16 protein-coding genes and 1 pseudogene are annotated in these 25,777 nt (G+C 74.1%); 12 read left to right on the forward strand and 5 right to left on the reverse strand.

Features of this window, described 5'->3' with window-relative positions:
• Position 1: 1 nt before the first annotated feature.
• The 9 genes from ACWPWV_RS08020 (at position 2) to ACWPWV_RS08060 (ending at position 14,521) form a co-directional block, all read left to right on the forward strand.
• Positions 2 to 502, forward strand: coding sequence for an ATP-binding protein (locus ACWPWV_RS08020; RefSeq protein ID WP_454042393.1), 501 nt, complete (start codon positions 2 to 4; stop codon positions 500 to 502).
• Between the two features lie 82 nt (positions 503 to 584).
• A complete protein-coding gene (locus tag ACWPWV_RS08025; RefSeq protein ID WP_454042394.1) occupies positions 585 to 1,679 on the forward strand; it encodes an N-acetylglucosamine kinase in 1,095 nt (364 codons plus the stop codon).
• Positions 1,669 to 2,556: a MurR/RpiR family transcriptional regulator gene (locus ACWPWV_RS08030; RefSeq protein WP_454042395.1), complete on the forward strand. Its 888-nt coding sequence runs from the start codon at positions 1,669 to 1,671 to the stop codon at positions 2,554 to 2,556. The genes ACWPWV_RS08025 and ACWPWV_RS08030 overlap by 11 nt, the downstream gene beginning before the upstream one ends.
• Entirely contained in the window at positions 2,553 to 5,507 is a 2,955-nt protein-coding gene (locus ACWPWV_RS08035; RefSeq protein ID WP_454042396.1) for an FAD-binding and (Fe-S)-binding domain-containing protein, read from the forward strand. Before ACWPWV_RS08030 ends, ACWPWV_RS08035 begins: the two co-directional genes overlap by 4 nt.
• A gap of 204 nt (positions 5,508 to 5,711) precedes the next feature.
• Positions 5,712 to 6,692: a sugar phosphate isomerase/epimerase family protein gene (locus ACWPWV_RS08040; RefSeq protein ID WP_454042397.1), complete on the forward strand. Its 981-nt coding sequence runs from the start codon at positions 5,712 to 5,714 to the stop codon at positions 6,690 to 6,692.
• Positions 6,693 to 7,130: 438 nt separating this feature from the next.
• Entirely contained in the window at positions 7,131 to 10,808 is a 3,678-nt protein-coding gene (locus ACWPWV_RS08045; protein ID WP_454042398.1) for a PQQ-dependent sugar dehydrogenase, read from the forward strand.
• Between the two features lie 93 nt (positions 10,809 to 10,901).
• Positions 10,902 to 11,930: a sugar phosphate isomerase/epimerase family protein gene (locus tag ACWPWV_RS08050; protein ID WP_454042399.1), complete on the forward strand. Its 1,029-nt coding sequence runs from the start codon at positions 10,902 to 10,904 to the stop codon at positions 11,928 to 11,930.
• A gap of 38 nt (positions 11,931 to 11,968) precedes the next feature.
• A complete protein-coding gene (locus tag ACWPWV_RS08055) occupies positions 11,969 to 13,243 on the forward strand; it encodes a hypothetical protein (RefSeq protein WP_454042400.1) in 1,275 nt (424 codons plus the stop codon).
• Positions 13,244 to 13,381: 138 nt separating this feature from the next.
• Complete coding sequence (locus ACWPWV_RS08060) at positions 13,382 to 14,521, forward strand: WxL protein peptidoglycan domain-containing protein (protein ID WP_454042401.1); 1,140 nt, start codon at positions 13,382 to 13,384, stop codon at positions 14,519 to 14,521.
• A 7-nt stretch (positions 14,522 to 14,528) separates the two neighbouring features.
• On the opposite strand, the gene ACWPWV_RS08065 is transcribed toward ACWPWV_RS08060, so the two are convergent.
• The 3 genes from ACWPWV_RS08065 to ACWPWV_RS08075 all read right to left on the reverse strand — a co-directional run bounded on the left by ACWPWV_RS08065 (position 14,529) and on the right by ACWPWV_RS08075 (position 17,873).
• Positions 14,529 to 14,861, reverse strand: coding sequence for an LPXTG cell wall anchor domain-containing protein (locus tag ACWPWV_RS08065; RefSeq protein WP_454042402.1), 333 nt, complete (start codon positions 14,859 to 14,861; stop codon positions 14,529 to 14,531).
• A 756-nt stretch (positions 14,862 to 15,617) separates the two neighbouring features.
• Complete coding sequence (locus ACWPWV_RS08070) at positions 15,618 to 16,877, reverse strand: MFS transporter (RefSeq protein ID WP_454042403.1); 1,260 nt, start codon at positions 16,875 to 16,877, stop codon at positions 15,618 to 15,620.
• 69 nt (positions 16,878 to 16,946) lie between these two features.
• Positions 16,947 to 17,873: a PhzF family phenazine biosynthesis protein gene (locus tag ACWPWV_RS08075; RefSeq protein WP_454042404.1), complete on the reverse strand. Its 927-nt coding sequence runs from the start codon at positions 17,871 to 17,873 to the stop codon at positions 16,947 to 16,949.
• Between the two features lie 159 nt (positions 17,874 to 18,032).
• On the opposite strand from ACWPWV_RS08075, the gene ACWPWV_RS08080 reads away from it, so the two are divergent.
• Both ACWPWV_RS08080 and ACWPWV_RS08085 read left to right on the forward strand, forming a co-directional pair.
• Positions 18,033 to 21,365, forward strand: a complete 3,333-nt coding sequence (locus ACWPWV_RS08080; protein WP_454042405.1) for a family 16 glycoside hydrolase — start codon at positions 18,033 to 18,035, stop codon at positions 21,363 to 21,365.
• A gap of 222 nt (positions 21,366 to 21,587) precedes the next feature.
• A pseudogene (locus tag ACWPWV_RS08085) lies at positions 21,588 to 23,759 on the forward strand (MMPL family transporter); the annotation flags it as partial.
• 317 nt (positions 23,760 to 24,076) lie between these two features.
• On the opposite strand, the gene ACWPWV_RS08090 reads toward ACWPWV_RS08085, so the two are convergent.
• Together ACWPWV_RS08090 and ACWPWV_RS08095 are read right to left on the reverse strand one after the other, a co-directional pair.
• Complete coding sequence (locus tag ACWPWV_RS08090; RefSeq protein WP_454042406.1) at positions 24,077 to 24,583, reverse strand: FBP domain-containing protein; 507 nt, start codon at positions 24,581 to 24,583, stop codon at positions 24,077 to 24,079.
• 469 nt (positions 24,584 to 25,052) lie between these two features.
• Positions 25,053 to 25,448 (reverse strand): VOC family protein, encoded by a 396-nt coding sequence (locus ACWPWV_RS08095; RefSeq protein WP_454042407.1) that lies wholly within the window; start codon positions 25,446 to 25,448, stop codon positions 25,053 to 25,055.
• A 67-nt stretch (positions 25,449 to 25,515) separates the two neighbouring features.
• On the opposite strand from ACWPWV_RS08095, the gene ACWPWV_RS08100 reads away from it, so the two are divergent.
• Positions 25,516 to 25,764 (forward strand): DUF2630 family protein, encoded by a 249-nt coding sequence (locus ACWPWV_RS08100; protein WP_454042408.1) that lies wholly within the window; start codon positions 25,516 to 25,518, stop codon positions 25,762 to 25,764.
• Positions 25,765 to 25,777: the final 13 nt, after the last annotated feature.

The following is a 25,777-nucleotide window of genomic DNA, read 5'->3' on the forward strand; positions in this document are numbered from 1 at the left end:
CATGACCCGTCCTGCTGTCGAGCCGCTCGCCGTCCCCACGACCGATGCCGGCCTGCCGGTGTCCCGCCCGCCCGCCAACTTCGTGCCCGTCCGGAGCTGGCGCCTCGACTCGCTCGACGGCCTGTCGGCGCTGCGCCGTGAGCTCGGCGAGGTGCTCGGCCAGGCGGAGTCCGGACCGGACGCCGGTCTCGCGCAGACGCCGGAGAAGGTCGTGCTCGTCGCGTCCGAGCTGGCCACGAACGCCCTCGAGCACGGACTGCCTCCCACGGTGGTGAGCCTCTCGCGGGACGACGACCTCTGGCTCCTGGACATCGCCGACCACGAGCGGGGAGTGCCTCCGGTGTACGCCGGGGAGCGGGTGCCGGGTGCCGGCGGCATGGGCCTCCACCTGGCGCGGCAGCTCGCGCTCGACGTGGGCTGGTACACGACCGGGACGACGAAGAACGTCTGGGTGACGTTCCCCGTGGACCGCCACCACGAGGTCGACCCGGCGCTACGCTGACAGGACTCGGCGGGACCGCTGGGTCCTGGCGAATTTCTCCACGGGCACACCCCGACGTGAAAGTTTGTGCCACAATGGGGTCGTGCCGAATCCTGCTGGCGACGCCGCCTGGATCGTCGCGCTCGACGTCGGCGGCTCCGGGAGCCGGCTCGTCGCGCGCCGGTCGTCCACGGCGCTGCCCGCCCCCGGTGCTGCGCCGACCGACGTCGTCCTCGCCGGTCGCCCCGTCGCCGTCCGGCCCGACGGGAGCGACGCGGTGGACGTCGTCCGGGAGCTGCTCGCCCGTCTGCGCGCCGACGCGCCGCACGTGGCCGACGTCCGGGCCGCCGCGGTCGGGGCGACAGGGCTCGCGACGCTCGTCCGCGACCCCGCCGTCCTGCACACCGCGCTCCGCGAGGGCCTCGCGATGCCTGATGCGCCCGACGCGCCCGAGGCGCCCGACGGACCGGGCTTCCGCTCGGCCGTCGCGGCCGACGCGCTGACCGCACACCTCGGGGCGCTGGGCGGGCGCGGGGGAGCGGTCGTGGCGGCAGGGACGGGAGCGATCGCGCTCGGCACGGACCTGCGCACGACGTGGCAGCGGGTCGACGGCTGGGGACACCTGCTCGGCGACCTCGGCGCGGGGTCGTGGATCGGTGCGCAGGGCCTGCGCGCGGCCGCCGCCGCGCACGACGGACGCCCGAGCGGCGGCTCCGCCGCCCTGCTCGACGCCGCGACCGCCCGGTTCGGGGCCGTGCCCACGTGGCCCGCGCAGCTGTACACGCGCGCCGACCGGGCCCAGGTGCTCGCGTCCTTCACGCCCGACGTCGCGGCCGTCGCGCACGCCGGGGACCCCGTGGCCCGGCAGGTCCTCGCGGGCGCGGGGACCCACCTCGCGACGACGCTCGCCGCGGCCCTCGTCGAGGGCGTCCCGCCGCGCGCGGCGGCGACCGGCGGCGTCCTGGAGGCCGGCACGCTCCTCACCGGCCCCTTCCGCGCGCGCCTCGCCGTGCTGCGGCCCGACGTCGAGCTCGTCCCGGCGGCGGGCACGCCGCTGGACGGCGCGCTGCTCCTCGCCGGCCGGCTCGCGCACGACCCGGCCGCCGTCGTCGGGCACGAGCCGTGGCTCAGCGTCTCCGGCCCCACCCGCCCCGCACCGCACACCGACCTCGTCGAGGAGGATCCCGATGGCCGCTGACGGTCTCGTCCGCATCCGCCAGGCCCTGCCCACGCTGCGCCCCGCCGAGGCGCGCATCGCGCAGGCGGTGCTCGACGACCCCACCGCGGTGGTCGGCAAGACGATCACGGAGCTCGCCGCGCACGTCGGCACGTCCCAGGCGACCGTCGTCCGGTTCTGCCGCGCGGTGGGCTATGCCGGCTACCCCGAGTTCCGCATCGACCTCGCCCAGGCGACGAGCCGCCGCGCCGTCGAGCAGGAGCGCGCGAACGTCGCGCACGGCGAGATCGACCCGGACGACACCGTGCAGGACGTCGTCGAGAAGATCGCCTTCCACGAGGCGCGGACCATCGAGGAGACGGCGCGCGCGCTCGACCTCGAGGCGCTCGAGGCCGTCGCGGCCGCGGTGGCGGCGGCGCCGCGCATCGACCTGTTCGGCGTCGGGTCGAGCGGCCTCACCGCGCAGGACCTCGCGCAGAAGCTCCAGCGCATCGGGCTCGTGTGCTTCGCGTCGCCGGACCCGCACGTGCAGCTCCAGTCCGCGGCGCTCCTCGGGCCGGGCGCGGTGGCGCTCGGCGTCTCGCACAGCGGGCTCACGGTCGAGACGAACCACGCGCTGCGCATCGCGCACGAGCGGGGCGCGACGACCGTCGCCGTCACCAACTTCCCCGAGTCGCCCCTGGTCGGGCACGCCGACCTCGTCCTCACGACGACCGCGCGCGAGACCCAGTTCCGCTCCGGGGCGCTGTCGAGCCGCATCGCGCAGCTCGCGATCGTGGACTTCCTCTTCGTGCGCGTCGCGCAGCGGCTGTTCGAGCGCACCACGGAGAACCTCCGGGCGACCTACGAGGCGGTCCAGCCGCACCGCCTCGGGTACGAGCGCCGGGCCCGCCCGTGACGTCCCGCCGGTCCCGGACCGGCCGGCCCGCACAGGCCGGGCCGGGGTTCGAGCTGCGCACCGACCTGCTGACCCGGGTCGCGCACGCGCACGACGCCTCGCACTACCTGCTGCGGCCCGACGTCGTCGTCCGGGCGCACGACCGGGGCGGCGTCGTCGCCGCGCTCCGCGAGGCGCACCGGCGCGGTCTGCCCGTGACGTTCCGGTCGGGCGGGACGAGCCTGTCCGGGCAGGCGTCGGGCGGCGGGATGCTCGTCGACACGCGCACGCGGTTCACGCGCGTCGAGGTGCTCGACGGCGGCGCGCGCGTGCGGTGCGAGCCCGGCGCCACGCTCCGGCTCGTCAACGCGCACCTGCTCCGGCACGGCCGGCGCCTGGGACCGGACCCCGCGAGCGAGATCGCGTGCACGATCGGCGGGGTCGTCGCGAACAACTCGAGCGGGATGTCCTCGGGCACGGCGCGCACCGCGTACCGGACCGTCGAGTCGATGACGGTCGTGCTCGCCGACGGCACGGTGCTCGACACGGGCGCCCCGGACGCGGACGCCCGTTTGCGCGCCGTCCGCCCCGACGTCCACGCGGGCCTCGCCGCGCTGCGCGACCGGGTGCGGGCGAGCGCGACCGCGCGCGCCGAGATCGAGCGTCAGTTCGCGATGAAGAACACGATGGGCTACTCGGTCAACGCGCTGCTCGACCACGACGAGCCGGTGCGGGTCCTCGAGCACCTGATGATCGGGTCCGAGGGGACGCTCGGCTGGGTCGCCGACGTCACGTTCCGCACCGTCCCGCTGCTCACCCACGCCGCGACCACGCTCCTCGTGCTCGACTCGATCGAGCGCGCGACCGACGCCCTCGTCCCGCTCACGGCGTCGGGCGCCGAGGCGGTCGAGCTGCTCGACGCCGCGTCGCTGCGGGTGGCCGCCGTCGACCCGGCCGCGGACCCCTCGATGCGCGCACTCGCCGCGGGACCCGGCATCACGGAGCAGACCGCGCTGCTCGTCGAGTACCGCGCCGCCACGGCCGAGGCGCTGGCTCCGCTGCAGGAGGCGGCCCGTGACGTCGTCGACGGGCTCGCGGGCTCCACGACGACGGCGGTCCCGGCCGTCCTCACGACGGACCCGGCGACGCGCGAGCGGCTGTGGCGCGTGCGCAAGGGCCTCTACACGGCGGTCGCGGGCGCACGGCCGGCGGGGAGCACCGCGCTCCTGGAGGACGTCGCGGTGCCCGTCGCCGACCTCACCGCGACGGTGCGCGACCTCTCCGGGGTCTTCGCGCGCCACGGGTACGACGACGCCGTGACGTTCGGGCACGCCAAGGACGGCAACCTGCACTTCATGATCACGCCGCGGCTCGGCGACCGCGCGGAGCTCGCCCGCTACGCCGCCTTCAGCGAGGACCTCGTGGACCTCGTCCTCGACCACGGCGGGACGCTCAAGGCGGAGCACGGCACGGGCCGCATCATGGCGCCGTTCGTGCGACGCCAGTACGGCGACGAGCTCTACGACGTCATGCGCGAGGTCAAGCGGCTGCTCGACCCGCAGGGCCTGCTCAACCCGGGCGTCGTGCTCAGCGACGACCCCGAGGAGCACCTGCGGAACCTCAAGGTCGAGGCGTCGGCGGGCGGCGAGGACGCCGCGCTCGTGGACCGCTGCGTCGAGTGCGGCTACTGCGAGCCGGGCTGCCCGTCGCGCACCGTCACGACGACGCCCCGCCAGCGCATCGCGCTGCTCAAGGAGATGTCGTCCGCGAGCCCGGCGGAGCGCGCCGAGCTCGAGCGCGACTACGGGTACCAGGCCGTGCAGACGTGCGCCGTCGACTCGCTGTGCGTCGAGGCGTGCCCGGTCGGCATCGACACCGGCACCGTGATGAAGGGTCACCGCGCCCGGGCTCACGGTCCGCTCGCCCGCCGCGGGGGAGAGGTCGCCGCCGAGCGCTGGGGCGGCGTCCTCACGGGCGTGCGCGGCGCGCTCGCCGTCGCCGACGCGCTGCCGACGCCGCTCGTGCGCGGGGCGTCGCAGGTCGGCCGGGCGCTCCTCGGTGCCGACGCCGTGCCGCTCGCCGACGACGACCTCCCCGGCCCGGGCCCGCGCCGCGAGCCGAGGCCGGAGGTTCCCGGGGCGTCCGCGCGCCCGGACCCCGAGGTGCGCGCGGTGCTGTTCGCGTCGTGCACGGGGGAGATGTTCGCGCCCGCGGCGGGCGGGCCCGGCGCCGGTGCCGCGCTGCGCGCGGTGTGCGAGCGCGCAGGTGTCGGGCTCGTCGTCCCCGCCGGGGTGGGTGGCCTGTGCTGCGGCACGCCGTGGTCGTCCAAGGGCCTGCCCGACGGCGCGGCCACCATGGCGCGCCGCGTGCTCGACGCGCTGTGGGCGGCCACGCGCGAGGGCGAGCTGCCCGTCGTGTGCGACGCGTCGAGCTGCACGCACGGCCTCGTCGAGTCGGGGCACCGGCTGGCGCACGACCCCGAGGCCCACGGGCGGTGGTCGAGGCTCCGGTTCGTCGACGCCGTGACCTTCGTGCGCACCGACGTCCTGCCCGCCCTCGCGGACCGGGGCGTCGAGGTCGCGAGGCTGGGGGACGTCGTCGTGCACCCCACGTGCGCGACCGTGCACCTCGGTGCCGTCGACGACCTGCGGGCGGTCGCCGCGGCCGTCGCGGAGCGCGTGGAGGTTCCGGCCGCGTGGGGCTGCTGCGGGTTCGCCGGCGACCGCGGGATGCTGCACCCCGAGCTGACGGCGGCGGCGACGCACGCGGAGAGCGCCGAGGTCGCGCGCCGTGCCGCGGCGCTGCCGGCAGGACGATTCGACGCCTACGTGTCGAGCAACCGGACGTGCGAGACGGGCATGTCCCGCGCCACGGGCCACGACTACGTCCACGTCCTCGAGCTGCTGGAGGAGTCGACCCGTCCGGCGCGCCCGGCCCGCACGTCCGGAACGGCTCTCGACGGACCCTCGTAGGATGTCGACCGGGTGGTCGGTCGACCGGCCGCCCGCGCAGTCCGGACCGACCACGGCGCACGCTGCGCCGGACGCCGAGGTCGCCCCTCTCGCACGACGACGTGCGAGAGCCCCCGCTCGACGGCGAGACGAGGAGGATCGGCCCCGGGGCACGACGCCCCGACCAGCAAGGACACAGATCGGTCATCCCTCGAAGGAGAGACGATGAGCACGTCCCAGATGACACGTCGGAGCCTCATCAAGGCGCTCGCGACGTCGACCGTGGCCGTCGGCCTCGGTGCCGCCGCCGCCCCGGCGGCGAGCGCGGCGACACCCACCGCCGGGCCGCTCGCGGCAGCCGGCAACGGCCGGCTGCTGCCGCCCGGCAAGATCGGCATCCAGCTGTACTCGATCCGCGACAAGGTCTCGAGCCTCGGGTTCCGCGCGGTCTTCGAGCAGCTCGCCGACATCGGGTACTCCGAGATCGAGTTCGCGGGCTACAACCAGGGCCAGGTCGGGCCGATCACGCCGGAGGAGATCCGGCAGCTCCTCGACGACAACGGGCTCAGCGCCGTCGGTTCGCACGTCGGCCTCAACGCGCTGCGCAACGACCTCCCGCGCCAGCTCGAGATCGCCAACGTCCTCGGCATGCCGCACGTCGGGACCGCGAACGCGCCGACCAACGTCAACACGGTCGACGGGTACCGCGCGGCGGCCGACGAGTTCAACGCGTGGGGGGAGCAGGCGCGCGCGGCGGGCCTCAAGCTCTACCAGCACAACCACGCCGGTGAGTTCGCGTTCGCGACGGACCAGCCGGACGTGCGCCTCTACGACGTCTTCTTCGACAACACGGACCCGCGGACGGTGTTCCTCGAGATGGACGTGTACTGGGCCTTCGTCGGTCAGTACCGCTTCCCGGGCTTCGAGCCGATCGACTACGTCCGGGACAACCCGCACCGCTATCCGCTGCTGCACCTGAAGGACGGCGACCGCAACGCCGCGAACCCCAACGGGTTCGACATCATCGAGTTCGACGCGGGCGACCTGCCCTACCGCGAGTTCCTCCGGGCCACGAAGGCGCGCGGCACGCGGTACGGCATCTGGGAGCAGGACAACGCCCCCACGACGGCGGTACCGCCGAACCCGGTCGACTCGTTCGGCAACGCGGAGCGCAGCTACGCGGCGCTGCTCGGTCTGCGCGGCTGAGGGCCGGCACCCCACGATCCCCGCAGCACCCTGGGACCCAGGGCGCTGCGGGGATCGTCGCGTCCGGAGAGGCCCCAGGTCTCAATAACGACCGGCTTCCAACTTTTGATTGACACCTGACAGAAGGTCCGTAGGATAACGACCGGGTGGTAGGTGAAGGACCCGTGGCCGCCCGCTCCGCGGACCGCGCACGGTGCTCGGAGCGCAGTTCCTCCCGCACGCCGACGTGCAGGAGCCCCGCTCGACGTCGAGACGAGGAGGACACGACGCACGGCGCTCATCCGCGCCCACCAGCACACACACAGACCGGGCCACCTGATCCCGTCGTTGGCGCGACGGGGGCGACCCGGTCCGGATGACCCCTCACAGGCGACTGAAACCTCACAGGAGTGGCATCACATGAAGGATATCCGCAGGCGGTCCCGCCTGAGCAGAGGGATGACGGCCGCTCTCGCCGCCGGCGCCCTCGCGCTGACAGGCGTCGGCCTGGCGGTCGCTCCCGCGACCGCGCACGACGGCGTCGACCACGGGGCAGAGCCCGGTGCCGACGCCGCGCTCGACTGGTCCAACTACGAGAAGGTCCTGCTGACGAAGAACGTCGGCGAACCCCTCGACATGGCGATCCTGCCGGACTCGCGCGTGCTGCACACCGCGCGCAACGGTGACGTCCGGCTCACCGACCCGGCGACGGGCACCACGCGCACGATCACCCAGGTCCCCGTCTACGCGAACTCGGAGGACGGGCTCCAGGGCATCGCCCTCGACCCCGCGTTCGAGGAGAACGGCTGGGTCTACCTCGTCTACGCGCCGATCGACGCCGACGGCGACGGGCAGCCCGACACCCCCACGGGGAACGCGCCGAACTCCCTGCCCGCCGGTGCGGACGAGAGCTACTGGGACCAGTGGGTCGGGGTGAACCGCCTCTCGCGGTTCCAGTGGACCGACGACGCGCTCGACCTGTCGAGCGAGCAGGTCATCCTCGACGTCGAGGTCCAGCGCGGCCAGTGCTGCCACGTCGGGGCGGACATCGACTTCGACGGCGAGGGCAACCTCTACCTCACCACGGGCGACAACACGCCCGCGAGCACGCCCGGCGCCAACGGCTTCGCGCCGAACAACGACGCGCCGGGGATGAACCCGGGCTTCGACTCGCGCCGCGGCGCGGGGAACACCAACGACCTGCGCGGCAAGATCCTGCGGATCCACGTCGAGGAGGACGGGACGTACACGATCCCCGAGGGCAACCTCTTCGCCCCGGGCACCGAGAACACCCGGCCCGAGATCTTCATCATGGGCGTGCGGAACCCGTTCCGGTTCGAGGTCGACCCGGAGACGAACTCGATCTCCTGGGGCGACTACGGGCCGGACGCGACGAAGGCCGTCGCCGACGCCAACGACCGCGGCCCGATGGGCTACGTCGAGTGGAACGTCGCGAGCCTCGACGACCCGCACAACGCGGGCTGGCCCTTCATGACGGGTGACAACTTCGCCTACAACGACTGGGACTTCGAGACGTCGACCCCCGGTGAGTTCTTCGACCCCGAGAACCTGCAGAACACGTCGCGCTGGAACACGGGACTGGTCGACCTGCCGGCGCCGCGCCCCGCGACGCTGTACTACGGCGACGAGCCCGGCGACCAGCCCTGGGACGAGCTCGTGAACTTCGGGACGAGCAACGGCCAGGCGCCGATGGGCGGACCGGTCTACCACTACGACGCCGACAACCCCTCGACGACCAAGCTGCCCGAGTACTGGGACGGCAAGGCCTTCATGGGCGAGTTCTCGCAGGACTACATCGCGGCGATCACCGTCGACTGGTCGACGTTCGACGTGACGCACATCGAGGACTTCCTGCCGAACTCCGCCCTGACGAGCGCCGCGCAGCCGATCCACGACAACCCGATGGACATCGAGATCGGTCCGGACGGCTCGATGTACGTGCTCGACTACGGCGACGGCTTCTTCCGCGCCAACCCCGACGCGGGCCTGTACCGCATCGACTACGTCGAGGGGAACAAGTCCCCGCAGGCGCGGTTCACGGCCACGCCGAACTCGTCGTCCGAGGCTCCGCTCGAGGTCACGTTCGACGCCTCGACGTCGTCCGACCCCGACGGTGACGCGCTCACCTACGAGTGGGACGTCGACGGCGACGGCACGTACGACTACACGGGCGCGCAGGCGACGCACACCTACACCGAGATCGGTGCGTACACGGCACGGCTCCGGGCGACGGACGACGGCGGCCGGCGCGGGCTCACGTCGCGCGTCATCTCGGTCGGCAACCAGGCGCCCGAGGTCACGGTCGAGTACCCGGGCAACGGCTCGTTCTTCGACTGGGGCAACGCGATCCCCTACCGGGTCACGACGACCGACGCCGAGGACGACGCCTCCGTCGAGACGCCGGAGCCGCACCTCACCGCGGACTCCCCGATCAGCGCGTGGCTCGCCGACCAGATCGGTCACGACGTCCTCGTCGAGAACCTCGGGATCGACGCGGAGACGCTCGGCGAGATCAGCGGGTACAGCCTCAACGAGCTCGTCGCGCTGTCCGGCGGCGCCCTGTCGGCCGAGATGGTGCAGGGCGTGGTCACGGCCTACGCGGCCGCGTTCGAGGAGGCTCCGAGCGGCGGCGGGACCGTGTGCTCGCGCGTCGCGTGGACGTACGGCCTCGGTCACGACGAGCACGCCCACCCGGAGAACACGGGCACGGGCTGCACGGGCGCGTGGCTGACCGACCCGAACTCGCCCGAGCACGGCCCGGGCGCACAGCTCTACGGTGCGGTCGTCGTCACGTACACGGACGCCGGTCACAACGGGCTGCCCCCCGCCCAGGGCGAGGCGACCGTCCGCCTCAACCCGAAGCTCCAGCAGACGGAGCACGCGACGCAGCGTCAGGGCGTCGTCGTGTACGCCGACGAGACGGCGTCGGGCGGCACGGCCGTCCGTGGCCTCGGTGCGGGTGGCGACTTCCTGCGCTTCGACCCGGTGAACTTCGCCGGGATCGACGGGGCGGTCGTCCGCGCGAACGGCGCCGGCCAGGTCCAGCTCCGCTGGGGTGCCGCCGACGCGGCGCCCTTCGCGACGGCGACGATCCCGGGCGGTGCCGGCTGGAAGGACGTCGAGATCGCGTTCGACGCCCCCGAGGGCAGCGGTCAGCTCTTCGTGACCTCGGCCGCCGACCTCGCGGTCGACGCCGTCACGATGGTCGGCGCCGGCGTCTCCGACGTCACGGCCCCGACCGTGGTCCACACCCTCGCGCCGGCCGAGCCGACCGGGGTGGGCGGGGTCTTCAACGAGCCGGTCACGTTCTCGGTGGGTGCCACCGACGACGGGGCGGTCCGGAGCGTGGAGTACACGCGCGACGCCGGGGCGACGTGGCAGGCGCTCTCGTCGCGCCAGCAGTACTCCGTCGCGTTCTCGGAGAGCGGCACGTACGACCTCCAGTACCGGGCGACCGACACCGGGGGCAACGTCTCCGAGCTCGGCAGCGCGTCGTTCACGATCGACCTCGACGCACCCGACGAGCCGACGGTGGAGTCGACCACGAGCATCACGCTCGGTGCCGCTCGCGTCACCTACGGCGACCCGGGCGACGCGGTCGTGACGGTCACCGGCGAGGGCGGCGTGCCCACCGGCGAGGTCGTGCTCACGGCGGGTGACGTCGAGGTCGGCCGCGGGACCCTCGCCGAGGGCACCGCGACGATCGCGATCGACCCCTCGCTCGCCGTCGGGACGCACGTCGTCAAGGCCACGTACCAGGCGGACGGCACGTTCAAGGCGTCGTCGGCCGGGGCACGGCTCACCGTCGCCCAGGCGCGGTCGACCCTGACCGGCTCGGTCATGCCGAACCCGGTCAAGCCGGCGGTCGCCGCCAAGGCGACGCTGCACGTCGAGCCGTCGACCGGCGTCGTCGCCACGGGCGACGTCGTCCTGACCATCAAGAAGAACAACGTCACCGTCGCGACCCGCACCGGGACGCTCGACGCGGCCGGCGACGTCGTCGTGACGCTGCCCAGGCTCGGGGAGACCGGCACCTACCAGGTGCAGGCCCAGTACGCCGGCTCCGCCGGCGTCGCGAAGAGCTCGGCGACGTTCAACCTCACGGTCCGCAGCTGACCGTCCGCCGGTGGCCCGGGCCTCGAGCCCGGGCCACCGGCCCACCGGACGTCCCCGGGCCGGTCCCGGGACGGCTCACCTCGAAGGAGAGACATGAGTTCACAGCACCACCACCACCCGACGGTCCCGGCCAAGCCGATGAGCCGTCGCAACCTGCTCAAGGCGCTCGCCGCGTCGTCGGTCGCCGTGGGCGCGGGAGCGATCCTCGGCCCGGCGGCGGCCAGCGCGCTCGGTGGCGCAGGCCTCGCCGCGGCCCCCGCCCCCTCGGGCGGCCGCGGGCGCCTGGTCCCGGTCAACCGGATCGGCATCCAGCTCTACACCGTCCGTGACAAGGTCAGCTCGCTCGGCTTCCGCCAGGTGTTCGAGGAGCTCGCGGACATCGGCTACTCCGAGATCGAGTTCGCCGGGTACACGCAGGGCAACGTCGGCGCGATCACCGTCCAGGAGATCCGCCAGCTCCTGGACGACAACGGCCTGCGCGCCGCGGGCGCCCACGTCAACCTCAACCTCAACAACATCGACGCCGAGATCGAGAAGGCGCTCGTGCTCGGCATGCCGCACCTCGGGCAGGGTGGCCCGATCGCGGGCGGCTACGGCGGCCCGGTGCCGAAGGACGCGTGGCTCCAGGCGACCGACGTGTGGAACCAGATGGGCGAGAAGGCGCGAGCCGCGGGGCTCAAGCTGTACTCCCACAACCACGCGCAGGAGTTCAACTTCACGAGCGACGACCCGAGCACGCGCGTCTACGACCTGCTCTGGGAGAACCTCGACCCGGACCTCGTCTTCTTCGAGATGGACGTGTACTGGGCCTACGTGGGCCGCCACCTGTACCCGGGGTTCGAGCCGATCGAGTACGTCAAGGCCGACCCTCGCCGCTTCCCGATCCTGCACCTCAAGGACGGCAAGACGAACGAGGCGAGCACGAACGGCTACGACATCATCGAGTTCGGCGCCGGCAACATCCCCTACGCCGCCTTCCTCTCCGAGCTGCGCGACCGCGGCCAGCGCTTCGGCATGTACGAGCAGGACAACGCCGCGACCGTGGCGGAGCCCGGCAACGCGCTCGACTCCCTGGGCAACGCCCGGCGCAGCTACGGCGAGATCTCCTCGCTCCGCGGCTGACGCGACCGACAACACGCTCTTTCGAAGGAGAAGCACGCATGACATGGAAGTGGAAGGTCCCGTCCGCCGCGCTGCTCGCGCTGGCGACGGCCACGGTGGTCGCCCCGGCGGCGCACGCCGCGGACGTCGAGTGCACGGGCGACCTCGGTGACCAGACGATCAGCGGGGACCTCGTGGTCCCCGGCGGCGTCGACTGCGTCCTGGGCGGCGCGACCGTCGAGGGCGACGTCGTCGTCAACCCCGACGGCTGGCTCGACGCGACGTCCGTGACGGTCGGGGGCGACGTCGTCGCGACCGACGCGTACGGCGTCTCGCTCGACGGCACGAGCGTCGCGGGCGACGTGAGCGCGTACTCCGCGGACACGCGGGTCGGGTTCCTGTACCTCAACGACCTCACCGTCGGCGGCGACGTCGCGGCCGGGGGCGTCGACGTCGAGATCAACGACTCGACGCTCTCCGGGACGCTCCTCACGCAGGAGGCGAGCTACGTCGACCTGCTGCGCACGTCGGTGCACGGGGACGCGACCCTCGACGGCTCGGCGTACGGCGTGTCCGTCGCCGGTGCGGTCGTCGGCGGCACCCTCACGGTGAGCAACGGCCAGCGCGACCTGCTGGTCGGGGCGACCGCCGACGGCGAGGCCGACGAGTGGGGCAACGCCGTCGCGGGCGACCTCGTGCTCACCGACAACGCGGGCAACCTGCGCGTCGCCGGCACGGCCGTCCAGGGCTCGATCCGCACGTCGGGCAACGACCCGGCGGCGGCGTTCGGGCCGGGCAACACGGCGGGCGCCGTCGAGGGCGAGCACTCGGGCGAGGAGCCCGGGGCGGCCCCCGAGGGCGACCAGGCCGTGGCCGTCACCGTGCCCGCCCAGTCGGGCGGCGAGCTCACGTGGCAGCTCGAGGGCTCGTCGAGCCTCGTCGACCTGGGCGTCGCGACGGAGGAGCTGGGCTACTACCAGGCGATGGGCCAGCTCGTCCCGGTGCGCGTGCAGGACACGCGTGCGGGCGACCCGGCGTGGTCGGTCACCGGACAGGTGTCCGACTTCGTCGCGGGCGGGCAGACCGTCGAGGGCAAGTACCTCGGCTGGACGCCGGGCGTGCTCGAGAACGGCGGCGACGCGATCGCCGGCGAGCACGTGGCGTCCGGGTTCGACGCGGGCGAGGGCCTCGCGCAGGCCCGCACCCTCGCGCGGGCCGACGAGGGTCACGCGCGCGGCGCGTCCGTGGTCGGGGCGACCCTCGACCTCAAGCTGCCGCTCGACACCCCGCGCGGCACGTACACCGCGACGATCACCCTGACCGCTCTGGGGTGATCCACCACCCCGCCCCTCGGGCCGAGAGGGGCGGGGCGCGGCCGGCCGCCACGAGCGCCGTGGCGGTCGGCCGGACCGGTGCGCACGGCCTCGACGAGGCCGGCCGCCACCACGCTCCACGACGAAGGACCGAGCATCATGACCGACCGACGGAACCGTCCCACCGCCCCCGCGAGCGCACGCCTGCGGCGGCTGCTCGCCGTGCTCGCCGCACCCGTCCTGACGCTCGTGCTGCTCGTGACCCCCGCCGGCGTCGCCGCGGCGGACGTCGCGCCCGCACCACCGGAGTCGGCGACGACCGTGCAGTGGGGCTTCCGTCCCGCGGACACCGCCCAGGGCACGGACCGCCCGAACTTCGCGTACTCGCTCGCCCCGGGAGGCTCGGTCCAGGACGCGATCGTCGTGACCAACCACGGCGACGAGCCCCTCACCCTCGGGGTCTACGCGGCGGACGGGTTCCTCACCGACGACGGCACCCTGGACCTCCTCCCGACGGGCGAGGAGTCGACGGCGCTCGGCTCGTGGATCGTGCTCACGCAGCCGGAGATCGTGGTCCCGTCGCAGGAGAGCGTCGAGGTCCCCTTCACCCTGACCGTGCCGCAGGACGCCACGCCCGGCGACTACGCGGCCGGCGTCGTCTCGTCCCTCGTCGTGGCCGCGGACGACGGCGTGACGACCGACCGCCGCCTCGGCTCCCGCGTCCACCTGCGCGTCCAGGGCGACCTCGCCCCCGCGCTCGCCGTCGACGACGTGCACCTCGAGTACGACGGCACGCTCGGCCCGTTCGCGGCAGGGACCGCGACCCTGCGCTTCACGGTGCGCAACGAGGGCAACACGCGGGTCGCTCCCGCGACGTCCGTGCGCGTGACCGGTCCGTTCGGTCTCGCGGGCGGCAGCGCCGCCTCGGTCGACGCGCCCGAGCTCCTGCCCGGGTCGTCGGTCGAGCGCACGGTCGAGGTCGACGGCGTGCGGCCGCTCGTGCGGCTCGGCGCGACGCTCACCGTCGGCGGGGAGGTCGTGCCGCTGCCGGGCACCGTGCCCGACCCCGAGGTCGTCGTGCCCGGCGTCACGGCGTCTGCGTCCACCTGGGCGGTCCCGTGGGTCGCCCTGGGGCTGGTCGTGCTCGTCGTGGCGCTCGTGGTGTGGCGGGTCCGGGCGCGGCGCCGGGCGAGGGCCGCGCAGCAGCGCGCGGTCGACGCCGCGGTCGCCGCCGCCCTCGCCGAGCGCGAGGCCGCCGGCGTCACCGCGGGTGACGGCGACCCGCGCCCCGGCGCCTGAGCCCGCGTCAGACGAGCCGGCGCCGCCGCGCGACCAGCAGCACCGCGCCGCCGAGGGCGAGAGCCGCGCCCACGGCGAGGAGCGCGACCACGGAGCCGCCGGTCGTCGCGAGCTCGTCCTCGGTGGCCGGCGAGCCCTGGTCCGCCGACGCGACGACGTTCTCGACCAGCGTCGCGGAACCCGGCGCGCCGGTGCCCGACGGCGCGGGCGCGCCCTCGGCGTCGTCGGTCCCGACGGGCGTCGTGCCCTCGGGCAGCTCCTGCGCCGGGACGTCGACGTCGGGCGCGCCGCCCTCCGGCGTCGACGGCGTCCCGTTCTCGGGGACCTCGACGGGCGGCACGGGGACGGTCGGCTCGTCCGTCCCGGGCTCGGTGGGGTCTCGGGCTCCGCCGGGGTCTCGGGGGAGACGGGCGTCTCCGGGGTCTCGGGGACGCCCGGGGTGAGCGGCGTCGTCGTGCAGAGGGGGTCCTGGCCACCCTCGCCGAAGTGCTCGTCGAAGCCGTCGACCTGGACCCAGGTCACGCAGTAGCCCTCGGGGAACGTCTGTGCCGCCTGGAAGAAGTCGAAGGTGCTGCTGCCGATGTAGACGCGGCCGGGGTGGCCGACGTTGGGGTCGAAGTGCAGGCCGAGCCCCGTCTCGCCGGTCCCGTCGAGCGCCGTGACCCGGTAGTTCACGTGGTTGCTCTCGCGGAAGACCGTGCCCGTCGGCAGGGTCACGCCGGCGGCCGTGACGGTGTACGGCGTCGGGGCGTCGGAGCCGCCCGCGACGGCGGTCGCGGCCGGGCCTGCGAGGACGAGGGCCGTGGCCGTCGCGGTCGTGAGGGCTGTCGTGACGAGGGTCGCCGGGGCGAGACGCATGGACGCGGACCTTTCGGGCGGTCGAGGCAGGGGGCGGCCCCAACGTACGGTCCTGGACGCTCGTCCAGGACCGTGGGTGCGCTCCCACGGAGCATCGTGCCTGGTCACAGCGTTGCGCATTGCCGTGGTGTGATGGACCTCACAGACGAGGTTCACCCACCGCGCGGCCGCCGCGGGCGGCCCGCGCCGCCGCTGCGGGTGGCTTGCGACGCCGCGTCGGGGGCCGTGCCGCGCGGGTTCAGACGGCCGAGGCGTCGCGCGCGGGGCGCTGCTCCGCCACCGGGCGGACGGCCCCGGCGACGGCCAGGCTCAGCACGGTGGCCGCGCAGAGGACGAGCAGAGCGTGGCGTGCACCGACGCCGTCGACGAGCAGCCCGAGCAGCGGCGGGGCGCCGAGCATCGCGACGGTGGAGAACGACGTCGCGACGGCGACCCGGGGGCCGGCGTGCGCCGGGTCGTCCGACGCGGCGGCGATCGCGACGGGGTTGGCGAGGGCGGCCCCGCAGCCCCACAGCACGATCCCGACCCAGGCGAGCGGCAGGCTCGGCGCGAGCCCGAACGCCAGGAGCCCGAGGAGCGCCGAGACCCCCGAGGCGCGCAGCACCGTGACGCGCCCGAACCGGTCGATGAGGCCGGTCCCGGCGAGGCGGAAGACGGTCATCGCGCCCACGAACGTGCCGTACGCGACCGCGCCGAGCGCCTCGCGCACCTCGAACCCGTCGACGACGGCGATCGAGAGCCAGTTCCCGGCCGACCCCTCCGACAGCGACGACGCGAGCAGCACGAGCCCGACGAGCAGCGTGCGCGGCTCGCGCCACGCGCCGAGCGCCGCGCGGACCCCGGCCCCGCGGCGCGGTGAGGTCGTGGAGCCCGTGCGCGCGGGCTCGAGCGCCGTCGCCGGCCGGATCGTCGCGGCGCGCGTCAGGGCCACGACGGCGGTCACGACGACGAGCTGCGCCGTGATCCCGACGTGCGCCCAGGAGAACGTCGCCGCGGCCAGGGCGCCGCACGCCGCCCCGATGGAGAACGCGGCGTGGAAGTGGGGCAGGATCGCCCGCCCGACGTGCTGCTCGACGGCGGCCGCGCAGACGTTGATCGGCACGTTGGTCAGCGCGCCGCACGCGCCGTTGAGGAACGCCCCCGCAGCGAAGAGGCCGACGCTCCCCGTCCCCGTCCCGGCCGCCACGAGCGCGAACCCGACGACGTTGCCCGCCGTCGCGACGACGAGCGTCGTCCGGCTGCCGAACCGCGCGACGACGGCGCCCGTCACGACGACCGCGGTGAGCGTGCCGAGACCGCCCACGACGAGCAGCGCCCCGAGCTGCCCGGAGCTCAGGCCGAGCGCGTCGCGCACCGACGGCAGGCGGCTCATCCACGACGTGCCGACGACCCCGAAGAGGGCGAACTGCACCATGAGCGCCCAGCGGGCACGGGCCACGGTCGTGGCGTCGCCGCCGCGGGCCGCCGGGTCCGCGGAAACTGTTGGGAGTCCTGACACTTGCCGCAGTCTACGGAGCGCGGCGGCAGCCCGGGCGCGCCGTGGGACACGGGACCGGAGGCCGAACGGTCAGAGGCGGACGGTGCCTGCCACGACGGTGACGCAGTCGCCGCCGACCCACACCGTGCCAGCCTCGTCACGCTCGACGCGCACCCGGCCCGCGCGGCCGAGGGCGGCGCCCTGCGCGGCGACGTACCGGTCGGGCAGCCGTCCGTCGCGCGTGAGCCACTGCCCGACCACCGCGTTGAGCGACCCGGTCACGGGGTCCTCGGGGATGCCCATCGCCAGGGCGAAGCCGCGCACCTCGGCCGCGGCGCCGTCGGGCCCGGAGGCGCCGTCGGGCCCGGCGGGGTGCAGACCGACGACGCCCAGGGACAGGTCCGGGTGCTCCGCGCGCAGCGCGGTGAAGTCGGGGGAGAGGCCGGCGACGCGCTCGGCCGAGTCGAGCAGCACGACGCGCCAGCCCGGTCCGTTGTCGAGGAGCCGGTGGTCCACGACGGCGTCGGCGGGAACGCCGAGGGCCGCGACCACGGCGCCGAGCTCGTCGTCGCCGAGGGGCGCGTCCGTGAGGAGGTCCGGCGCGGCGAACGCGAGAGCACCGGTGCCGTCCCCTCCGGCGACACCCCTCCGGAGCGTCACGAGGCCCACGCCGCACTCCTGCACGACGGCGCCGCTCGCCCGGGGCGCGCCGCCCGCCTCGAGCCACGCGTGGCACGAGCCGAGCGTGGGGTGCCCGGCGAACGGCAGCTCGCCCGCGGGGGTGAAGATCCGCAGCCGGTAGTCCGCGCCGCCCGCGTCGCCCTCGGCCGTGGGCGGGAGCACGAACGTCGTCTCGGACAGGTTGGTCCACCGCGCGAAGGCGGCCATCTCCGCGTCGCCCAGCCCGTCGGCGTCGAGCACGACCGCCACGGGGTTGCCGAGCGTCGGCACCGCGGTGAAGACGTCGACCTGGGCGAAGGGTCGCGAGGGGGCGACCTCGCCGTGGCGTGCACTCATGCGGACGAGACTACGCGCGGACCAGCGGGTGACTTTTGCCGATTGGTCGACAGAAGTTGTCGACAGGGTGGCTGAACCGGGTTACATTGTCCAGCGTTGTCATCGACGGGGAGGCAACGTTGGTCCCCGCCGGTCCGGTCGGCCTCACGAGGAGCGAAGATGCTCGTAAGCACGTCACCCCCACCACCCCGGAACGGCGCCCGCAGACGACGGAGCGGCATCGCCGCCCTCGCTCTCGGCGCCGTCGCCGTCACCGGTCTCGCCGCTCCCGCAGCGGCGGACCTGCCCGAGCAGGAGCCCGGCGTCACGCTGCGGACCTTCCAGCTCGCGTCGGACCCCGGCGCGGTCTGCACCCTGAAGTCGGGCCAGACCCCGAACGTCGACAAGCTCATGCCGACGATCGACTGGACGACGGCCGAGCAGTTCGGGGCCGAGGACCGGTTCATCTCCCAGGTCACCGCCAACCTCCACGTGCCGGCGGACGGCCAGTACACCTTCCGGGTCACCAACGACGACGGCGCGCTCGTGTACATCGACGGCCAGCTCGTGGCCGAGAACGACGGACCGAACGACTCGACGTCCGTCGAGGGCACGGCCACGCTCACGGCGGGCGTGCACGACCTGCGCGTCGACTACTACGAGGGCGGCGACAAGCAGCGGCTCACGCTCGCCTGGAAGACGCCGGGCAGCTCGGCCTTCGCGGTGGTCCCCCAGTCGGCGCTGAGCACCGAGGCGGACGTCGTGCGCGTGACCGCCCCCGGCTACAAGTACTGCGAGGGCGACAGCGACACCGCCGGCGACGGCCTGCGCCTCGACACCGTCAACCCGAACTACGAGCTCACCGACCTGCGCCCCGCGGGCTTCGAGCCCAAGGTCTCGGGTCTCGCCTTCACCCCGGACGAGCAGCTCGCCGTCGTCACGACGGGCGAGGTCAGCTCCGGTGGCTGGCGGCCCGACCCGGTGTCGGGCGAGGTGTACTTCCTCGACGGCGTCGTCGGTGCCGACGGACCCGAGGACGTCACGGTGACGAAGGTCGCCGACGAGCTCCTCAACCCCATGGGCATCGAGGTCATCGAGGACTCGATCTTCGTCTCCGAGCGCAACCAGCTCACGCAGCTCACGGACCCCGACGGCGACGGCTTCTACGACGTCCACACGAAGATCGCGGAGTGGCCCGACGGCGGCAACTTCCACGAGTTCGCGTTCGGCCTCGTCCACGACGAGGACTACTTCTACGTGAACCTCTCCGTCGCCATCAACAACGGCGGCGCGACGACCAACCCGCAGCCGGCCCAGAACCGCGGCACGTCGATCAAGATCGACCGCGAGACCGGCGAGGTGACCTACGTCGCGGGCGGTCTGCGCACCCCGAACGGCATCGGCTTCGGCCCCGAGGGCGAGCTCTTCGCGACGGACAACCAGGGCGCGTGGCTCCCGTCGAACAAGCTCGTGCACATCGAGCAGGACCGGTTCTTCAACCACTTCACGAACCCGGCCGGTCCCTTCGACGCGAACCCGGTGACCCCGCCGGCCGTGTGGCTCCCGCAGAACGAGATCGCCAACTCCCCGGGCAACCCGATCCTCGTCGAGGAGGGCGAGTTCGCCGGCCAGATGCTGCTCGGCGACGTCACCTACGGCGGCATCCAGCGCGCGTTCCTCGAGAAGGTCGACGGCGAGTTCCAGGGTGCGGTCTTCCGCCACACCGCGGGCCTCGAGGTCGGCGTCAACCGCGTCATCACCGGTCCCGACGGCGCGCTGTACGTCGGCGGCACCGGTGAGGGCGGCAACTGGGGCGAGTCCGGCAAGCTGCGCTTCGGCCTGCAGAAGCTCACGCCCGTCAACGAGGACTCCTTCGACATGAAGGAGATGCGCGTCGTCGAGGGCGGCTTCGAGATCGAGTACACCGACCCGGTCTCCGACGAGGTCGTCGCGAACCTCGCCGACGCCTACCAGCTCAAGCAGTGGCGCTACGTGCCGACGCAGCAGTACGGCGGCCCGAAGGTCGACGAGCAGCCGGTCTTCGTCACGGACGCCCAGGTGTCCGAGGACCGCACGACCGTCACGCTGCAGGTCGACGGCCTCAAGCCGGGGCACGTCGTGCACCTGCGCTCGCCGCGTCCGTTCGCCTCGGCCGAGGGCACCGAGCTCCTCAGCACCGAGGCCTGGTACACGCTCAACTCGCTGCCGGGCTACGTCGCGCCGGCGGACCGCGGGTGGTACGAGGCCGAGACGGCGCAGCCGCTCGGTGGCTCGAGCATCGCGGCCGACCACAGCAACTACTCGGGCACCGGCTTCGCCGCGGGCATGACGAACGTGGGCTCCGGCCGGACGTTCACCGTCACCGTCGACGAGGCGGGGACCTACCCCGTCAACGTGCGGTACGCGAACGGCATCCACCCGTACACGGAGCTGCGGGCGAAGAACGTCTCGCTGCACGTCAACGGCGCCGACCTCGGGCAGTGGAACTTCCCGACGACCGGCGACTGGAAGAACTGGGGCACGCAGACGCGCGACCTCGAGCTCGAGGCCGGCGTGAACACCATCACGCTGCGCTACGAGGACGGCGACCAGGGCAACGTCAACCTCGACGTCCTCTCCGTCGGCGAGACCCCGGACATCTGCACCCCGGGCGAGGTCGAGGAGGGCTACACCGCGCTCTTCGACGGCACGCTCGCGAGCCTCGACGCCGGGTGGCGCATGGCAGGACCCGGCGGCTTCGGCCGCCAGGACGACTGCTCGATCCGCGGCGAGGGCGGCATGGGCCTGCTCTGGTACACGGCCGAGGAGCTCGGCGAGTACTCGCTCAAGCTCGACTGGAAGCTCTCCAAGGACGACAACGGCGGCGTGTTCATCGGCTTCCCGAACCCGGGCAACGACCCGTGGGTCGCCGTGAACCAGGGCTACGAGATCCAGATCGACGCCACGGACGCCGACGACCGCACCACCGGTGCGATCTACACGTTCCAGGGTGCCGACGCGGAGGCGGTCGAGTCCGCGCTCAACCCGGTGGGCCAGTGGAACGCGTACGACATCCGCGTCGAGGGAGACCGCATCCGCGTCTACCTCAACGACGTGCTCGTCAACGACTTCACGAGCACCGACCCGGCGCGCGACCTGTCGAGCGGGTTCATCGGCATCCAGAACCACGGCGGGGGCGAGATGGTCTCCTACCGGAACATCCGCGTGAAGGACCTCGCGGAGGAGCCGGCCGAGGACCTCGCGGTCGACGCCACGGCGCAGGTCCGCTGCCTCGCCGGCAAGGCGTACGTCGCGGTCCGTGCGACGAACGCCGACACCGTGGCGGCCGACATCACCCTCACCACGCCGTTCGGGACGAAGACCTTCGCCGGGGTGGAGCCCGGCAAGGCCGCGTACCAGTCGTTCGCGGTGCGGGCCACGTCGCTCGAGGCCGGAGCCGCGCAGGTGAGCGCGTCCGGTGACGGGCGCACGGCCGAGCTCGACGTCGCGTACGACGCGACGAGCTGCGGCTGACGCATCACCCCAGGGGCCCCGCGCCCGGCGTCACGCCGGGCGCGGGGCCCTGCCCGTCCTCCGCGGGTCGGTGCCGGGGACGGCCGGCACGGGCGTGACGGGAGCGCGGTCCGACGACGCTCCCGTCACGACGTACGCTGCTCGGGCCACCGACCCACCGACCCACCGGCACCTTCGCGCTCCGGACCCTCGCCCGGGACGCACCTCGACGAGGAGTACCCCATGCTCGAACGGCTCGGCCGTGCCGTGGCCCGACGACGCGGGCTCGTCCTCGCGCTGTGGGCCGTGCTGCTCGTGGCGGGTGCCGTTCTCGGGGGCGCGGTGTTCGACCGCACCCAGCCCCTCGCCGACGCGCCGGCCGGCAGCGAGTCGGCCCTCGCCGACGCCCGGCTCACCGAGATCACGACGCCCGCGGGCGAGGAGCCCGAGGGCGAGATCGTCAGCGCGGTGATCAGCGGTCGCGACTTCTTCGACCCGGCGCTCGTCGAGAGCGCGACCGCGGTCATGGCGGAGGTCCGCGCGATCCCCGGGGTCGTCGACGTCTACGACGCCTACACCGCGGGCGGGCTCATCAGCGACGACGGGCAGGGGTCGCTCGTCACCGTCGAGCTGGACCCCGCCCTGGACGACGACGCGGCGGTCGCCGTCGCGGACCGGGTCGCCGAGACGCTGCGCACCGTCGACGCACCCGAGGTGCTCGTCGGCGGCGAGCTGCTCGCCGAGCGCGCGTTCGTGGACCGCTCCCTGACCGACGCCGCCGTCGGCGAGAGCATCGCGCTCGTGGTCCTCCTCGTCGTGCTCGTCATGGTGCTCGGCGGTCTGCGCGCCGGTGCCCTGCCGGTGCTCGCGGCCCTCGCGACGATCGCCGTCGCGCTGCTCGTCCTCTCCGGGTTGCTCGGTGTGGTTCCCGTGAACGAGTTCGCGGTGAACGTCGTGACGCTGCTCGGCCTCGGCCTCGCGGTCGACTACGCCCTGCTCGTCGTCGCGCGGTTCCGGGAGGAGCGCGCGCTCGCCCCCGACGCGGCGGTCGAGGAGCTCGTCGGCCGGTCGGTGGCGACCGCCGGGCGCGCCGTGCTCGTCTCCGGGGTCGCCGTCGGCATCGCGCTCACCGGCCTGCTGCTGCTCGGCGACCCGCTCCTGTCCGGCATGGCCGTCGGGGGCGCCGTCGTGGTGCTCGTCGCGACCGTCGCCGGTCTCACGCTCGTGCCGGCGCTCGTCGCGACGTGGCACCGGCACGTCCCCGCGCGCGGGGTGCGCACGTGGTCGAGACCGTGGGGGGTCCGCCCCGAGGCCGCCGGCGCGGCCGGCCGGCGTGCGGAGGCCGCACGGACGCCGTCGGGCGGGACGGGACTGCTCGGACGCCTCGCGGCCCTCGCCCAGCGGCACGCGGTGCTCGTGACGCTCGGCGCGACCGCCGGGCTCCTCGTGCTCGCCGCGCCGCTCGGCTCGCTCACGCTCGGCAGCTCGGAGGTGCGCTCGATGCCCGCCGACGCCGAGGAGCGCCGCGCGTACGAGGCGCTCACCACGGGCTTCTCCGACCTCGGCGTCGAGCCGGTCACCGTGATCCTCGACGCGCCGGTCGAGGACCCGCGGGTGCAGGACTTCCTCGACGAGGCCGCCGCGCTGCCCGGCGTCGCCGACGCGGGCCTGGACCTCGACGCCCTCGACCCGGACGTCACCGTCGCCGAGCTGACGCCCGACGGGGACGCGACGGGCGCCGAGGCGCAGCAGGTCGTGCGCGACGTGCGCGAGCTGCGGGACGCCCGGTCCGGCGTCGGCGACGCACCGAGCCTCGTCGTGCAGGTGACCGGACCGGCGGCGGACGTCGTCGACACGCAGGCGCAGCTCGTGCAGCGCCTCCCGCTCGCCCTCGGGGTCGTCGTCCTCGCGACGTTCCTCCTGCTCCTCGCGCTCACGCGGTCGGTCGTCGTGCCGGTCAAGGCGCTGCTGCTCAACGGGTTGACCATCGCGGCGACGCTCGGTGCGCTCACCGCGATCTTCGGGTGGGGCTGGGGCGAGGGTGTTCTCGGGTTCGACTCCTGGGGCGCGCTCGACGTCACGACGCCGCTGCTGCTGTGCCTGCTCGTCTTCGGGCTGTCGATGGACTACGAGGTGTTCCTCCTCGCGCGCATCACCGAGGAGTGGCGGCGCCGCGACCCCGCCGAGGACCCGCGCGTCGCGAACGACCGCGCCGTCCTGCGGGGGATCACCGCGACCGGTCCCGTCGTGACGACAGCGGCCGTCGCGATCACCATCGTGTTCCTCGGCTTCGCGATCGGCGACGTCGTCGCGATGAAGGAGGTGGGCGTGGGGATGGCTATCGCCGTCGTGCTCGACGTGACCGTCGTGCGCGGGCTGCTCCTGCCCGCGACGATGACGCTCCTGGGTCGGTGGAACTGGTGGCCGGGGTCGTCCGGGGGCTGGTCCGCCGACGTCTCCGCGGGGGCGGGGCGGGTCTACCATCCGCCCGCTCGTTCCTCGCGGGCTCCCGCCAGACCCGCCGACGACCCCCACCCCCGCGGACACGTCGGCTCTCTGAGCGGCGTCACCACCTGCGTCCGCCGAGGTAGTACCCGGGTTGGGCGAGGTAATACCCCGCTTTGGCGAAGTAGTACCGGGGTTCGGCAAGGTAATGCCGGGGACGTCCGAGGTCGTACCGCGGTCGTCGGGGAGGACCCTGGTCGGGGCGACCAGGGTCCTCCCCGTGGCCGTCAGGCGTCGCGGAGGACCTCGGTGACGAAGCGCGCCGAGCGCTCGCGCAGGCCCTGGATGCGCAGCTCGACGAAGAGGTCGCGCATCGACTCGTCGTCGCCCATCTCGGTGCGGGTCGGGGCACGGCGGACGTTCGCCGAGCAGAGGAACTCGGTGCAGATGAGCGTGCCGACGGTGTTGCCGCGGCGGCCGGCGGCGCCGGTGCGCCGCGCGACGTAGAGGCTCACGTCCTCCGTGACGACGACGTCCTCGCACCACGCGCACACGGCGCGCTTGCGGGGGCCGCCGGTCTTCGCGTCGGACGAGCGCAGCAGGATGCCCGTGGGCTCGCCGTCGAGCGGGACGACGGCGTACGACGCGAGCGGCGCTCTGCGGTCGCGCCACCCGAGGTAGTCGAGGCGGTCCCAGTCGAGGGCGTCGAGGTCGGGGAGCGTCGCCTGGGCGGCCTCGCGCTTCGAGGCGTTGACGAAGGACGAGCGGATCTGCTTCTCGGTCAAGGGGTTCATGGTTCAGGCTTCCGGTGCGGTCGGGAGCCGCCGGCCGGGACGGCGCGGGCGCGACCGGGCGCGGGAGCGCGCGGTGCACGACGGCGGCGGTCCGGGCCCGGGCGACACGGGTCACCCGGGCGGCGGCGTGGGAAGGAGAGGGCCCGACGTCGGGCCGACCGCAGCGCTCCGGAGCGGTGCACAGGAGCAGGCTCAGCCCGGGTGCGGGCTCAGCTCAGGGCGGGCGGGCGACGTGCGGGTCGACGCGCCGGCCGAGCAGGCCGACGCGGCCACCTCGCAGCCTGCGGTGACGCCGTGCATCCGCTGTCTCCTCGTGGTCGTGACCGGTGTCCGCGCGAGCCGTGCGCGGCCCGCGGCGTCGGCGCCTGATGGTTGACCGACCCAACCATGGTGCCTCAGCGACCCCGCCGAGGTCCACCGGCGGGGGCGGAGCCGCACAACCCAGGGTTCGGGCGGCCGCCCTGGACCGTCAGCCGGCCGCTGCGTCGCCGAGCTGCACGACGACGATGCGGTGCCCGTCCGGGTCCTCGACGTGCGCGAACCGGTCGCCCGTCTCGTCGTCGGTCCCCGGTCCGACGGTCGGCTCGACGCCGATCGCCGCGAGGCGCCCGACCGCCGCGTCGAGGTCGTCGACGTACAGCACGAGGTTCGGGAGGCCGGAGCGCACGAGCGGGGACGCGCCGTCGGGCAGCGGGACGAGCCACAGGCCCGGCTCGTCGACGCGCCCCGGGCCGACGTGGAGCAGCGGGAATCCCTCGGTCTCGCCGCGGAACAGCGTCCCGAAGCCGAAGCCGTCCGCCCAGAACGCGGCGCTCGCGTCGAGGTCGCGGCACAGGAGGACGGTGCGGCCGATCGTCGTCGTCATGCCGGGGAGCCTAACCACCGCCCCCGCATCGCGTGCCTGCCGGCGGAGACCGGAATACCGTGGGCGGATGGCGAGCGACGGCGGGATCCGGGAGCACATCAGCGAGCTTGTCGCGCGAGAGCGCGCGATCCGTGACTGGCTCGGGTCGGGCGAGGGCGCGGCTCCGGCCGACCGCGAGGAGCTGCAGGCGATCGAGGTCGAGCTCGACCAGTACTGGGACCTGCTGCGTCAGCGGGACGCGGCCCGTGAGTACGGCGCGGACCCCGACACCGCGACCGTCCGCGACCCCGGTACCGTGGAGCACTATCTGGAGTGACTCGTCGGAGCGA

The organism is Cellulosimicrobium sp. Marseille-Q8652, from assembly GCF_965112045.1.